The sequence below is a fragment of the Alkalisalibacterium limincola genome, from assembly GCF_008017755.1.
GTDB lineage: Bacteria > Pseudomonadota > Gammaproteobacteria > Xanthomonadales > Xanthomonadaceae > Alkalisalibacterium > Alkalisalibacterium limincola.
The window spans coordinates 224,119-237,735 of record NZ_VRTS01000004.1 but is presented as its reverse complement, the minus strand read 5'-3'; the positions used below and the strand labels follow the sequence as shown (position 1 = coordinate 237,735).

General features: G+C 70.0%; 14 protein-coding genes and 1 pseudogene. 9 read left to right on the top strand and 6 right to left on the bottom strand.

The window, feature by feature from the left end; genetic code table 11:
- The first annotated feature begins 13 nt into the window (after positions 1 to 13).
- The 4 genes from FU658_RS07985 to FU658_RS07970 all read left to right on the top strand — a co-directional run bounded on the left by FU658_RS07985 (position 14) and on the right by FU658_RS07970 (position 3,485).
- A complete protein-coding gene (locus tag FU658_RS07985; protein ID WP_147891591.1) occupies positions 14 to 451 on the top strand; it encodes a DUF4426 domain-containing protein in 438 nt (145 codons plus the stop codon).
- 7 nt (positions 452 to 458) lie between these two features.
- Positions 459 to 1,151: a histidine phosphatase family protein gene (locus FU658_RS07980; protein ID WP_147891590.1), complete on the top strand. Its 693-nt coding sequence runs from the start codon at positions 459 to 461 to the stop codon at positions 1,149 to 1,151.
- A 74-nt stretch (positions 1,152 to 1,225) separates the two neighbouring features.
- A complete protein-coding gene (locus FU658_RS07975) occupies positions 1,226 to 2,446 on the top strand; it encodes an acyl-CoA dehydrogenase family protein (RefSeq protein ID WP_147891589.1) in 1,221 nt (406 codons plus the stop codon).
- Positions 2,439 to 3,485, top strand: a complete 1,047-nt coding sequence (locus FU658_RS07970; RefSeq protein WP_147891588.1) for a phosphotransferase family protein — start codon at positions 2,439 to 2,441, stop codon at positions 3,483 to 3,485. The genes FU658_RS07975 and FU658_RS07970 overlap by 8 nt, the downstream gene beginning before the upstream one ends.
- A gap of 38 nt (positions 3,486 to 3,523) precedes the next feature.
- On the opposite strand, the gene FU658_RS07965 is transcribed toward FU658_RS07970, so the two are convergent.
- From FU658_RS07965 to pdxH, 4 genes are all read right to left on the bottom strand, one after another.
- Entirely contained in the window at positions 3,524 to 4,474 is a 951-nt protein-coding gene (locus tag FU658_RS07965; RefSeq protein ID WP_147891587.1) for a PA2778 family cysteine peptidase, read from the bottom strand.
- Positions 4,475 to 4,562: 88 nt separating this feature from the next.
- Positions 4,563 to 4,931 carry a PA2779 family protein gene (locus tag FU658_RS07960; protein WP_147891586.1) on the bottom strand — a complete coding sequence of 123 codons (369 nt, stop codon included), beginning with the start codon at positions 4,929 to 4,931 and terminating at the stop codon, positions 4,563 to 4,565.
- A 63-nt stretch (positions 4,932 to 4,994) separates the two neighbouring features.
- The gene (locus FU658_RS07955) at positions 4,995 to 5,801 is read right to left on the bottom strand and encodes an ABC transporter substrate-binding protein (protein ID WP_147891585.1); all 807 of its coding nucleotides are present in this window, start codon (positions 5,799 to 5,801) and stop codon (positions 4,995 to 4,997) included.
- A complete protein-coding gene (pdxH, locus tag FU658_RS07950; RefSeq protein WP_147891584.1) occupies positions 5,798 to 6,391 on the bottom strand; it encodes a pyridoxamine 5'-phosphate oxidase in 594 nt (197 codons plus the stop codon). Before pdxH ends, FU658_RS07955 begins: the two co-directional genes overlap by 4 nt.
- A gap of 38 nt (positions 6,392 to 6,429) precedes the next feature.
- Between pdxH and FU658_RS07945 the strand changes: the two genes are divergently transcribed.
- Positions 6,430 to 7,281: a kinase gene (locus tag FU658_RS07945; RefSeq protein ID WP_425477597.1), complete on the top strand. Its 852-nt coding sequence runs from the start codon at positions 6,430 to 6,432 to the stop codon at positions 7,279 to 7,281.
- On the opposite strand, the gene FU658_RS07940 is transcribed toward FU658_RS07945, so the two are convergent.
- Positions 7,260 to 8,078 carry an NAD-dependent epimerase/dehydratase family protein gene (locus FU658_RS07940; RefSeq protein WP_187266000.1) on the bottom strand — a complete coding sequence of 273 codons (819 nt, stop codon included), beginning with the start codon at positions 8,076 to 8,078 and terminating at the stop codon, positions 7,260 to 7,262. The two genes, FU658_RS07945 and FU658_RS07940, sit on opposite strands and share 22 nt — an antisense overlap.
- Before the next feature lie 44 nt (positions 8,079 to 8,122).
- On the opposite strand from FU658_RS07940, the gene FU658_RS07935 reads away from it, so the two are divergent.
- The 4 genes and pseudogenes from FU658_RS07935 (at position 8,123) to hemE (ending at position 11,163) form a co-directional block, all read left to right on the top strand.
- Entirely contained in the window at positions 8,123 to 8,677 is a 555-nt protein-coding gene (locus FU658_RS07935; protein WP_147891582.1) for a shikimate kinase, read from the top strand.
- Positions 8,678 to 8,685: 8 nt separating this feature from the next.
- Positions 8,686 to 9,751 (top strand): annotated as a pseudogene (gene aroB / locus FU658_RS07930) (3-dehydroquinate synthase).
- A gap of 53 nt (positions 9,752 to 9,804) precedes the next feature.
- Positions 9,805 to 10,059, top strand: a complete 255-nt coding sequence (locus tag FU658_RS07925) for a WGR domain-containing protein (RefSeq protein WP_147891580.1) — start codon at positions 9,805 to 9,807, stop codon at positions 10,057 to 10,059.
- Positions 10,060 to 10,077: 18 nt separating this feature from the next.
- The gene (gene hemE / locus FU658_RS07920) at positions 10,078 to 11,163 is read left to right on the top strand and encodes a uroporphyrinogen decarboxylase (protein WP_147891579.1); all 1,086 of its coding nucleotides are present in this window, start codon (positions 10,078 to 10,080) and stop codon (positions 11,161 to 11,163) included.
- Positions 11,164 to 11,290: 127 nt separating this feature from the next.
- Here the strand turns inward: hemE and FU658_RS07915 are convergent, their stop codons facing one another.
- Entirely contained in the window at positions 11,291 to 13,588 is a 2,298-nt protein-coding gene (locus FU658_RS07915; RefSeq protein ID WP_147891578.1) for a M3 family metallopeptidase, read from the bottom strand.
- Positions 13,589 to 13,617 lie beyond the last annotated feature (29 nt).

Genomic DNA, 13,617 nt, shown 5'->3' with positions numbered 1-13,617 from the left:
AAGGAGCAAGGCAATGCGTATCGTGGCACTCCTGGCAGCCCTGCTGCTGCCGGCCCTGCTGGCCCCGGCCCAGGCCGAATCGGTGCGCTCGGGCGACTACACGCTGTATTACAGCGCGATGCCCTCGACGATGATCTCGCCGGAGGTGGCCCGCGCCGCCGGCATCACCCGCTCATCGAGCCGCGCGCTGCTGAACCTGGCGGTGCGCCGCGAAAGCGCCGACGGCCTGGGCGAGCCCGTGGAGGCCGACATCAGCGCGAACGTGCGCAACCAGGTCGGCCAGTTGCAGACCTTGCGCCTTCGCCAGGTGCGCGAGGCCGACGCGATCTACTACCTGGGCGAAGCCCGCTTCGGCGAGGGCGACACGCTCGACTTCGAGATCGAGGCCTCGATCGAGGGCGAGGCACGCTCCATCCGGGTACGGTTCAGCCAGCAGTTCTTCACCCGGTGAGTGCCCGATGACGCTCTTGCTGGTGCGTCACGGGCAGGCGTCCTTCGGCAGCGACGACTACGACCGGCTTTCCGACCTGGGCCACGAGCAGGCGCGCCACCTCGGCGCGTGGCTGCACGCCCATGGCCGGCGCCCGGCCCGCGTGATCGGGGGCGGCATGCGTCGCCATCGCGAAACCTGGGCGGCGATGGCCGAGGCATGGGTGCGCTCCGGCGACGCACTGCCCGAACCCGAACACGACCCGGCCTTCGCCGAGTTCGACCACCACGCGGTCATCAGCGGCTTCCTTGCGGAGCACCCCGACCACCCGGCCACGCGGCTGCTGGCATCCGGGCAGCGGCCCGAACCTCGCGAAGTGCTGGACCTGCTGGTCGCGGCGATCACCCGATGGTCGAAGGGCGGCGCGGTCGGCGACAGCGAAAGCTGGGCCGGTTTCCGCGATCGCACCATCGCGGCCCTGCAGCGCATGGATGCCCGTGCCGGCGACGGCGAGGTCTGGGTGATCAGCTCCGGCGGGGTGATCTCGCAGCTGGTCCGTCACGCTCTGCAGGCTCCCGACGACACCGCGGTGCGGCTGAACCTGGCCCTGCGGAACTCGGCGATGACCGAACTCAAGGCCCACGACGACCGCTGGCACCTGCACAGCTGGAACGAGCTGCCGCACCTGTCGCAGCACCGCGGGATGTGGACGTACTACTGAAGCCGCGGCGCACACCTGCAGTACGCAGCGGTATGGCATGCTCGACCTTCCGCCCGCCAGCCCCCTGCCCTGCCATGAGCGAACCCGTCCCGCAGTCCGACCGCGCACGCGACCTCCACGCCCGGCTCAAGGAGTTCATGCGCGAGCGCGTGGAGCCGGCACAGGCCCGGATCCAGGAGTGGGATGCCTCGCACGAGAGGCGCTGGCAGGTGCCCCCGGTGATCGAGGAACTCAAGCGTGACGCGCGGGGTGCCGGGCTGTGGAACCTGTTCCTGCCAGACGCCACCCACGGCGCGGGACTCTCCAACCTCGAGTACGCCCCGCTGGCCGAAACCATGGGCCGGGTGCTGTTCGCGCCCGAGGTCTTCAACTGCTCGGCGCCGGACACCGGCAACATGGAAGTGCTTCACCTTTTCGGCACGGCCGCGCAGCAGGAACGCTGGCTGGCTCCGCTTCTGGAGGGACGCATCCGTTCGGGCTTCGCGATGACCGAGCCGGACGTGGCGTCGTCGGACGCCACCAACGTGGCGATGCGCCTGCGCCGCGAGGGCGACGAATACGTGCTCGACGGCCGCAAGTGGTGGACCACCGGCGCGGCCGACCCGCGCTGCGCGGTGCTGATCGTCATGGGCGTGAGCGAGCCCGAGGCCGATCGCCACCACCGCCAGTCGATGCTGCTGGTGCCGATGGACGCCCCGGGGCTGCGGGTGGTGCGCCCGTTGAAGGTGTTCGGCTACGACGACGCGCCCAATGGCCACGTGGAGCTGGCCTTCGATGGCGTGCGTGTCCCAGCCTCGAACCTGATCGGCGATGCCGGCAGCGGCTTCGCGATCGCGCAGGCACGGCTTGGACCGGGCCGCATCCACCACTGCATGCGCCTGGTCGGCCTGGCGCAGCGCGCATTGGAGGCAATGGTGCAGCGCGCCGGCACGCGTGAGGCGTTCGGCCGCCCGTTGGGTGGCCACGGCATGGCCCAGGAGGCGATCGCGCGCTCACGCTGCGAAATCGACCAGGCCCGCCTGCTGACGCTGCACGCCGCGGCCGAGCTCGACCGGCAGGGCAACCGTGGCGCGCGCGACCTGATCGGCATGATCAAGATCGTGGCGCCGGAGATGGCCTGCCGGGTCATCGACCGCGCGATCCAGCTGCATGGTGGCGCGGGCCTGTCGCAGGACCATTTCCTGGCCCATGCCTACGCCGCGGCACGCGCCCTGCGCCTGGCCGACGGCCCCGACGAGGTCCACCTGGCCGCGTTGGCGCGCTCGATGCTCAAGCAGGCCCGCGACCATGACTGAGGGCGTGCCGCACGACGACGGATTGCGCGGCCAGCCGCTGCGCGACTGGCTCGATGGGCACGTCGAGGGCTTCCGTGGCCCCTACACGACGCGCAAGTTCAAGGGCGGCCAGTCGAATCCGACCTACCTGGTCGAAGCCGCCAGCGGCCGCTACGTCCTGCGTCGCCAGCCCGCCGGCACCTTGCTGGCTTCTGCGCACGCGGTGGACCGCGAGTACGCGGTGATCCGTGCGCTCCACGGTGGCGCGGTCCCGGTGGCACGACCCCTGGCGCTGTGCACCGACACGGGCGTGCTCGGCTCGATGTTCTACGTCATGGCCTTCGTGGAGGGCGACATCCTCTGGGATCCCGCGCTGCCCGACATCGCCGAGGAACGGCGCGCGGCCTACCACCGGTCGATGGTCGCGAACCTCGCCGCGATCCATGACATCGACGTGGAGGCTGCCGGACTGGCCGACTTCGGACGCGCAGGCGACTATTTCCAGCGCCAGGTGTCGCGCTGGTCGAAGCAGTACCGCGCCAGCGAGACGCAACGCATCGACGCGATCGAGGCGCTGATCGAGCGCCTGCCCTCGCTGTGCCCCGCCGACGACGGCAGTGTCAGCCTGGTGCACGGCGACTACCGCCTCGACAACCTGATCTGGCACCCCGGACGGGCCGAGGTAGCCGCGACGGTCGACTGGGAGCTGTCCACGCTGGGCCACCCCGCCGCCGACCTTGGCTACCTGTGCATGGCGCTGCGACTTCCGCGCAACCCGGTGATACCGGGCCTGGGCGGTCTGGATCGCGAGGCCCTGGGGCTGCCGGACGAAGCGCAGCTGCTGACGCACTACCGGGCGCTGCGCCCACATGCGGTGTTGCCGGACTGGAATTTCGTGCTCGCCTTCAGCTTCTTCCGGCTGGCGGCGATCGCACAGGGCGTGGCGCGTCGTGCGCAGCAGGGCAACGCGGCGAGCGAGCAGGCCAACCAGGCCGGGGCGATGACCCGACTGCTGGCCGGCGAGGGCCTGGCCTGCCTTGAACGCGCTGGAGAGGGCTGAACGCGGACGCCGGCGCGGCGTTCGCAAGAGGGCTGTCCTCAGCGCAGGACGAAGACGCTGCAGTCCACCGCGGCCGAAGCCGGTGCCATCGGCGCCGTGTCCAGGCCGGCCGCGGTGGCCTGCATCGACTCGCGCCAGGGCGACTCGTCCGGCAAGTCGGCCAGTGCCGGAACGATCACCGCTCGCGCGGCGTCCGCGCAACCCAGCTCCCCCAATACGGTTGCCAGGTTGTTGGACAGGACCGGGTCGCCGGGCCGGGCCTTGAGGCCTTCGTGGTACAGGGAGGCCGCGTCCGCCTTGCGTCCGTCGGCATAGGCCAGGTTTCCCAGGGCCAGGCGTGGACGGTGGTCGGTGGGCCAGCGCAGCAGGGCCGCGCGCCAGGCCACCTCGCTGGCTTCACCGCCTGCCACGCGTTCGAAATCGGCCACCGCCTCGGCGTAGCGCAGGGGATCGGCCGACGCCGGCAATTCGCCCGGCGCAAGCGCGACGAAGCCCCAGCGCCGCGCCCAGTCCCAGCTGCGCAGGAAGCTGGGTGCACGCTCCTCGAGCGCCTCCTGCGTGCCCGAGTTGAGCACGACGCGGTTGTTGCCGGGATCCATGCCGGTGACCACCGCGTAATGCCATACCGGGAAGCGCGGGGTCCGCAGGTTCTGCATCACCAGCACGGGCCGGCCCGCCGCGAGTTCTCCCGCGATCGCCTCGGGCTCGCGGTCGATCACATAGGGAATGCGACCGGCCCGGCGGGTTGCCCCCAGCAACTCCACCTGCAGGCTGCCTTCGCGCCCGGGCAGGTAGACCTGTGGCGCCAGCTCATCCGGGTCGGCGTCGATGCCGCTGGCGCCCAGCACTCCCGCCAGCGAGGCCGGGCCACACTGGAATTCGGTCTGCGGGTGGAACGGGATGCCCTGCAGCCGGGTGGGCTGGACATCCAGCGCAGCGAGCTCGATGCGCGGATTGATCGAACACGCGGCCAGCAGGACGACCAGCATGAGCGGGACGGCAGCGCGAAACCCCCGGGCCTGGACGCAGCACGCCGCCCGCTGGGGGCGGCCGTGGCCGGGTGCGACCGGGTCGGCATCAACGGCGGAAGATGTTGATCACGCCGGTCAGGTCAAGGATGAGGAGGACCAGGAAAACGACGCCGATCACCACGAGTGCATCGCCACCGGCCGGCAGCTTCTCGAGCTGGCCATGCACGTCCATCAACTCGGCATCCGACAGCGACGCCACGCGCAGCTGCGCCTGCTCCGGGTCGGCACCCAGGCGCACCATCGCCTCGCGCACGTCCTCGCGCGACATGAGCTGATGCACCTCGGCGACGCGGGCCTGGCGGGTCTCCACGCTCATCGCGTCCTGGGTGGAGATGATCGAGGCCTGCACCTGGCCGACGAAGCCGCCCATCAGCAGGGCGACGGAAAGGAACACTACAAGGATCTGCTTGAACATGTGGGCTCTCCTCCTCCGTGAATGCCCCCCGGTTATGCCACATCTCCACGCCGATGGGCGTGATCAGGCGAGTTTGTTCCCCCACCGGGCAATGATCGTTGCGATTTCGTTCAGCCCGTCGGTCAGCGCCGCCGGTCCCGGTTGCAGGATCAGCGGTGACTTGACCTCGTGGAGCTCTCCCTCGCGCACCGCGGCGATCTCGGACCAACCAGGCCGCGCCGCCACCTTTTCGGGCCTGAACTTCTTGCCGCACCACGAGCCGATGATGATCTGCGGGTCGCGTCGGATGATCTCGGCGGGATCTTCGATGATCCGGTCGCGTGCCAGCGGCATCGCCGCCCGCTCGGGGAAGATGTCGTCGCCTCCGGCCAGCCGCACCAGCTCGGCCACCCACTGGATGCCACTGATGGGCGGTTCGTCCCATTCCTCGAAGTAGACCCGGGGGCGCGCCGGCAGCGCCGCAGCGGCCCGCTCGACCGCTTCGACCCCCCGTTCCAGACGCTCCGCGAGCGCGTCCGCCGCACCCGCAACCCCGACCAGGCCGCCCAAGCGCCGGATGTAGTCCAGGATCCCGGCCACGCTGCGGTGGTTGGCGATCCATACTTCCACCCCGGCCGCCACCAGTTCGCGCGCGATGTCGGCCTGGATGTCGGAAAAGCCGATCGCGAGGTCGGGCTTGAGCTTGAGGATCTCGCCGACACGCGCCGAGGTGAACGCGCTGACCTTGGGCTTCTCGCGCCGCGCCTGCGGTGGCCGCACCGTGAAACCGGAAATGCCGACGATGCGCGCGGACTCGCCCAGCAGGTACAGGGTCTCGGTCGGCTCCTCGGTGAGGCAGACGATGCGGCGCGGGCCGACGAGCCGGCTCACGGGTACAGCATGCGTTTTTGCCAGGTTCCGTCGACGCACTCGTAGCACTGGCGCTCGTGCAGGCGGAACTCCGCGCCGTACCAGAACTCGATCCGGACGGGGACCACCCGGTACCCGCCCCAGTGCGGAGGCCTCGGCACCTCGCCACCGCTGAACTCGCGCTCGTAGTCGGCCAGGCGCGTTTCGAAGTCCTCTCGCGACTCGAGGGTCTGCGACTGCAGCGACGCCCACGCTCCAAGCTGGCTCATGCGTGGCCGGGTGCAGAAATAGTTGTCGGATTCGGCCTCCTCCACCTGTTCCACCCGCCCCTCGATGCGCACCTGGACGATGTTGCGCACCTGTTTCCACAGCAACAGCAGTGCCGCCTGCGGGTTGTCGGCCAACTCCGCCCCCTTGTGGCTTTCGTAATTGCTGAAGAACACGAAACCGCGCTCGTCCGCCTTCTTGAGGAGCACCGTGCGCGAGGACGGCCGGCCATCGGACGTGGCCGTTGAGACGGTCATCGCGGTGGGCTCGATCTCGCCACTCTCGCGCGCCTCGCCCAGCAGCGTCTGGAAGGTCTCGATGGCCTCCTTGAAAAGCTCGCTCATGTCGTTCCCAACGGTGGTGATGCGCTATTGTCGCGCCGATGACACCACCCGTGCATCCCCTCCCTTCCAAAGGCTACGACGCGCGCCTGGTCGACGCCCTGCTGGGGCTCGCCTGCTCGCTGCCATGCGGCACGCCGGTGCTCGGACTGGCAGGCGTGCAGGGAACCGGCAAGTCGACGCTGGCCGGCCAACTTGTCGACGCTGCCGCGGCACAGGGCCGCAAGGCCGTGGCGATCTCGATCGACGACGTCTACCTGACCCGTGCCGAGCGCCAGCGACTGGCCCGCGAGGTCCATCCCCTCCTTGCCACCCGCGGCCCGCCGGGAACGCACGACGTGGCGATGGCCTGCCAGCTCATCGACGCGTTGCGCTCACTGGCGCCGGGCGACGACCTGGGCCTGCCCGGCTTCGACAAGATCGCCGATGAGCGGCTGAGCGGCGACGCTTGGCAGCGCGCCAGCGGGCCGGTCGACCTCATCGTGCTGGAGGGCTGGTTCCTCAAGACCCCGCCCGAGCCCGACGCGGCGATGGAGGCTCCACTCAATTCGCTGGAACGCGAACGCGATGCCGAGGGTCGCTGGCGTCGTCATTGCAACACGGCGCTGGGGAGCTACGCGCCGCTTTGGGCGCGCATCGACCACCTGGTGTTCCTGCAGCCGCCGGGCTTCGAGGTGGTCAGGCAATGGCGCTGGCAGCAGGAGCAGGACCTGCAGGCGCGCCACCCCGGGCGCCGGGCCATGGACCACGCCCAGGTCATGGCCTTCATCGAGTACTTCGAGCGTGTCAGCCGACAGGCACTGCGCACGCTTCCCGGACTGGCCGACACGGTGATCCGCATCGACGCACGGCGCCGCCCGCAATGGCCGCCTCAGGGCAGCAACGCGCCGTAGCCGCTGCGGTAGTCGGGCCAGCGCGGGGCCCACCCGCTGCCGCGCAAGCGTGCATTCGACACGCGACGACCGCTCTCGGGCTCTTCCTCGGTCGCCAGCGCGTCGAGACCCATGCGTTCGCGCAGCCAGGCCAGCACCTCGTCCTCGCGTGCCGGCATGTCGTCGTTGCACAGGTACAGCGGTTGCGGGTCGCCCAGGTCCAGCAGGTGCGAGAGCGCCGAAGCCACGTCCTCCACGTGCACCCGGTTGGTCCAGCGCGGGCGCGCGGGCTCCTCGCGTCGCGCCCGGCGAAGCAGGTAGTCGCGCCCCGGCCCGTAGATGCCCGACGGTCGCAATACGACGGCACCGGGGACGGATGCGGCAAGTCGCCGTTCGGCTTCGATCAACACGCGGCCATTGAATGCCTGCGGTTCGGCGACGCAGGCCTCGTCGACCCAAGCGCCACGATCCTCGCCGTGCACGGCGGTGGACGACACGAACAGCCAGCGCGCCGGCGGCCCATCCAGCACATCGGCAAGCCGCTGCTGGGCCCCGATGAACAGCGAGCGGTAGGCGGTCTCGCTGCGTTGGTCGGGCGAGGCGCAGAACACCACCGCATCGGGCCGGCGCGGAAGCTGCTGCAATCCACTGCCCGACAGCAGGTCGGCGCCGATCCAGCGCAGGCCGGGCTCGTCCTCGACACGACTGCGGCGCAGGGCGACCACCTCGTCACCACCCATGGCGCGCGCCCGCGCCAGCCGCCCGCCGACGTCGCCCGCACCCGCCACGATGATCGTGCGCCCCTTCGCCACCAACACCACCCACGCCGTGCAGACCCGGCCCGATGCTAGCATCGGGCCCGATGAATCCCGCTCCCAATCTCGTGTTCGTCGGCCCCATGGGCGCCGGCAAGACCTCCGTGGGCCGCCGCGTCGCGCAGCACCTGGGGCTGGAGTTCGTCGACACCGACCAGTTGCTCGAGGCGCGCACCGGCGCCAGCGTTCCGTTGATCTTCGAGCTTGAAGGGGAGCCAGGCTTCCGCCAGCGCGAGCGTGCGCTGGTGGCGGAGCTGTGCGCGCGCGAGGGCCTGGCGATCGCCACCGGCGGCGGCGCGGTGCTCGACCCGGCCAACCGCGAGGTGGTCAGGGCCCGGGGCTTCGTCGTCCACCTCCATGTCAGCGTGGACGAACAATTGCGACGGCTTGCGCGTGATCGCCATCGCCCCCTGCTGCAGACGCCCGACAGGCAGGAGCGCCTGCTCGTCCTCGCGCGGCAGCGGCAGGCGTTGTACGAAGAAGTCGCCGACCTGCGCTTCGAGGGCGGGCAGCGCAGCGTGGCCCAGTCCGCGCGGCGCCTGCTGTCCCTGATCCAGGATCACTGGCACCCCGGCCCCACCGACAAGGAAACCGCCACGTGAAGAAGACGATCGGAGTGTCACTGGGCGATCGCAGCTACCCGGTCCACGTCGGCCGACCTGCTGCATGACACCGCCTTGGTTTCGGCGACCGCACCCGGGCGTCACCTGCTCCTGGTGACCGACGGCAATGTCGCCCCGCTCTACCGGGAGCGCGTCGAGGCGGTGTTCGAGGGACGGGCCCTGCACACGGTCGTCCTGCCCCCCGGCGAGCAGGAGAAGACACTCGCACGGCACGCCGAACTGATGACTGCGCTGTCACGACTCGGGGCGAGCCGGGATGCCTGTGTCCTCGCGCTCGGGGGCGGTGTGGTCGGCGACCTCGCCGGCTTCGCCGCCGCCACCTGGATGCGTGGCGTCCGCTTCGTCCAGCTGCCCACGACCCTGCTGGCCATGGTCGACTCCTCGGTGGGCGGAAAGACCGCCGTCGACCTGCCCGAAGGCAAGAACCTGGTGGGCGCCTTCCACCAGCCCGCCGCGGTCATTGCCGACACGACGACGCTGGACACCCTGCCCGAGCGCGAACTGCGCGCCGGCCTGGCCGAGGTGGTCAAGTACGGCGCGCTCGGGGACGCGGACTTCTTCGACTGGATCGAATCCAATGCGGCGGCCCTGCTCTCGCGCGACGCCCATGCCCTGTCCGAGGCGATCGCCCGATCGGTAAGGCACAAGGCCGCGATCGTCGCGCGCGACGAACACGAAGGCGGCGAGCGCGCGCTGTTGAACCTCGGCCACAGCTTCGCCCATGCGATCGAGGCCGAGCAGGGCTTCGGCGGCATGGTGCACGGCGAGGCCGTCGCGGTGGGCATGGTGCTGGCCGGCCGCCTCTCGGAGCGGCTCGGCCTGGCGCCGGCCGCGCCGGCCGACCGCCTCGCCGCGCTCCTGCAGCGCCTGGGCCTGCCCACGGCATTGCCCGAGGACCTGGAGGCCCCGGCCCTGCTGGGCCGGATGCGGCTGGACAAGAAGAACCTGTCGGGTCGCTTGCGACTGATCCTGTGGCGGGACATCGGCCGCGCGATCATCGTCCCGGATGTCGACGAGGACCAGGTGCTGGCGACGCTGGCGTCCTCCGGCTGACGCGTGGTGCGCACGGGGGCCCAAAGCGGCCGCGCGCTCGCTACAATGGGCGGATGCGCCTGTTCCTCCAACAACGCCCCGGCTCCGGTGAGCCCCCCCGCTTCGTCCAGCTGGTGCTGCAGCAGGACCTGCTGGGCGGGTGGACGCTGCTGCGCGAGGCCGGCCACGTCGGCGGCAAGTCGCAGCTGCGAAAGGAGCAGTTCCTGGAGCGCGACCTCGCCATCGCCGCCTTCGAGAAGGCCCGCGACCAGCAGGTGAAGAAGGGCTTCCAGATCATGTTCGCGCACGGCGAGCACGCCCCGCGCTGACCCCCGACGAGAAACCCGATGCCCGACGCCCTGCCCCCCCTGAAGAACGATCGGTTCCTGCGCGCCATACGCCGCGAAACGGTCGACACCACGCCGGTATGGCTGATGCGCCAGGCCGGCCGCTACCTGCCCGAGTACCGGGCCACGCGGGCCCAGGCCGGCAGCTTCATGGCCCTGGCCACGAACCCCGAGCTGGCCTGCGAGGTGACGCTGCAGCCGCTGCGCCGCTTTCCGCTGGACGCCGCGATCCTGTTCTCCGACATCCTCACCGTGCCCGATGCGATGGGCCTGGGCCTGTACTTCGCCGATGGCGAGGGCCCGAAGTTCGAGCGCCCGGTGCGCAGCGTCGCCGACGTCGACAAGCTGGCGGTGCCGGACATCGGATCTGAACTGCGTTACGTCACCGACGCGGTCAGCCTGATCCGCCGGGAGCTCGACGGCCAGGTGCCGCTGATCGGCTTCTCCGGAAGCCCCTGGACGCTCGCCTGTTACATGGTCGAGGGCGGCGGCAGCAAGGACTTCAGCCGCATAAAGGCGATGGCGCTCAACGAACCCGCCGCGCTGCACCGGCTGCTGTCGGTCACCACCGATGCAGTGGTCGCCTACCTCGATGCCCAGCGCCAGGCGGGCGCCCAGGCGCTGCAGGTGTTCGATACCTGGGGCGGCGTGCTGGCCCCGCACATGTACCGCGAGTTCTCGCTGCGCTACCTGCAGCGCATCGCCAGCGAGCTGCCGCGGGGCGACGGCGCCGACGCGGCGCCGCTGATCCTGTTCGGCAAGGGCAACGCGCCCTATCTCGAGGAGCTCGCCGCTTCGGGTGCGGAAGGCATCGGCGTGGACTGGACCGTCGCGCTCGCGGACGCGCGCCGGCGAACCGGCGGCAAGGTCGCACTGCAGGGCAACCTCGACCCCACCGTCCTGTACGCCAGCCCCGAGGGCATCCGCCGCGAGGTCGGGCGCGTGATCGACAGCTTCGGTGCCGGGCCCGGGCACGTCTTCAATCTTGGCCACGGCATGTCGCCGGACATGGACCCCGAACACGTCGCGGTCCTGGTCGAGGCGGTGCACGCGCTGGGCCGCGGGCAGGCCGAACGCCGCGACTGAAAAGTCGGGGCCGGCTGCAGGAGCTAGCTCCCCCGTTGCCGGCGAAGGAGCCATCCTTCCGTGCAAGGCACCACAAAGAAAAAGGCCGCCCCGAGGGGCGGCCTTTTCCATGCGGTGATGGCGGCGATCAGCGCTGGCTGCCACCCTGCGGCGGGGTGCCCGGCGTGGTCGGCTCCGGGTCACGGCCCACCTCGCTGGCTCCGCCATCGTCGGTGAACCCGCGACGGATCAACAGCGGCTCCAGCCTCGGCTCGCGCCCGGTGAAGTCCTGGTAGAGCTCCATCGCATCCTTCGTGCCACCACGCGAAAGCAGCGTGTCGCGGAAGTGGTCGCCGTTCTCGCGGGTCAGCCCGCCGCTCTCCCTGAACCATTCCACGCTGTCGGCATCCAGCACTTCACTCCAGATGTAGCTGTAGTAACCGGCCGAGTAGCCGCCGGAGAACGTGTGGCTGAAGTAGGTGGTGCGGTAGCGCGGCGGGATGGGACCGAAGTCCATGCCCGACTCTTCCAGGGCTTGCTTCTCGAACGCGATCACATCCGAAGGCGTCTCATCGGGGCCCAGCTGGTGGAAGGCCTGGTCGAGGATCGAGGCCGCCAGGTACTCCGTGCTGCGGTAGCCCTCGTTGAAGGCCGACGCCGCCTCGACGCGGTCGATCAGCTCCTGCGGGATCTGCTCGCCGGTCTCGTGGTGCTTGGCGTAGTTGGCCAGCACCGACGGCCAGGTCGCCCACATCTCGAACACCTGGGAGGGGTACTCGACGAAGTCGCGCGGCACCGAAGTCCCTGCGAAGCGCGGGTAGCGCACGTCGGAGAACATGCCGTGCACCGCATGGCCGAACTCGTGGAACATCGTGGTGACCTCGTCGAAGGTCATCAGCGTCGGCTCGCCGTCGGGCGGCTTCGGGATGTTCTGGTGGTTGCCCACCACTGGACGCGTTTCCAGCAGGTTGCTCTGCGGCACGTAGGCGTTCATCCAGGCGCCACCGCGCTTGGAGGAGCGGGCGTAGAAGTCGCCGACGAACAGCGCCAGCGACTCGCCGTCATGGTCGAACACCTCCCACACGCGCACGTCCGGGTGGTAGGTCGGCAGGTCCGGGCGCTCGCGGAAAGTGATGCCGAACAGCTCGGTGGCGGCGTGGAACACGCCGTTGACCAGCACGCTGTCGAGCTCGAAATAGGGCCGCAGCACCGACTCGTCGAAGTCGTACTTCTCCTGGCGGACCTTCTCGGCATAGTGCTGCCAGTCCCAGCCGGCCAGCTCGAAATCACCGCCTTCCGCATCAATGACGCGCTGCAGCTCGGCCGCCTCGCGACGGGCGTTGGCCACCGCCGCCGGACCCAGCCGGCCGAGCATGTCGTTGACCGCGTCCTTGGTGCCCGCGGTGGCCTCCTCCAGCACGAAGTGCGCGTGGTCCTCGTAACCCAGCAGCTGGGCACGCTCGGCACGCAGGCGGACCATCTCGGCGACGATCTCGCGGTTGTCGTAGTCGCCGCCCTTGGCACCACGCTCGATCGACGCCTCGAACACCTTCTGACGCGCCTCACGATTGGTCATGTTGGTCAGCGGCGGCTGCCCGGTGGTGTTCATCAGGGCGATCTTGAACCTGCCCTCCTGGCCATCCTCGGCGGCCGCATCGGCGGCGGCCCTGATCTCCGCATCCGACAGGCCGGCCAAGTCTTCGCGGCTGTCGAAGAACACCGCCGAGGCGTTGACCTCGCGCTGCACGTTCTGGGTGAAGGTGGTCTGCAGCGTGGCCAGTCGCGAATTCATTTCGCGCAGGCGGTCCTGCTGGGCGTCGTCGAGCCGCGCGCCGGCGCGGACGAAATCGGTGTGGTAGCGCTCCAGCAGGCGCAAGCTCTCGGCATCGAGGTCAAGTTCGCCGCGCTGCTGGTAGAGCCCGTCGACGCGTTCGAACAGCGCGCGGTTGAGCAGGATCGCGTCGGAATGCGCCGACAGCTTCGGCGCCATGTCGCCCTGGACCTCGCGCATCGCGTCGTTGATGTGCGCGCCGGCGAGGTTGAAGAACACCCGCGAAACGCGGCCAAGCAGCGCACCGGCCCGCTCCATCGCGACGATCGTGTTCTCGAAGCTCGCGGCCTCGGGGTTGCGGGCGATCGCCTCGATCTCCTCGCGGTGCTCGGCCATGCCGCGCTCGAACGCGGGTGAATAATGCTCGTCGGCGATCAGGTCGAAGCGCGGGAACTCGTACTGCAGCGTGCTGGGCTGGAAGAATGGATTCTCCGACGCCGCCTCACCTGCGCGCTCGTCATCGACGACGCTGCCATCGGTGGTGCGTCCGGCCAGGGACTGTGCCGGGGCATCGGCCGAAGCGGCCGGATCGCTGCCGGCATCGTTGCCGGGGCTGCAGGCCGCCAGCGGCAGACCCAGTGCGGCCGCAAGGGCCAGGGCGAGGGGCTTTTTCACGTGACGAACTCCTGAATATCTATCGGGAA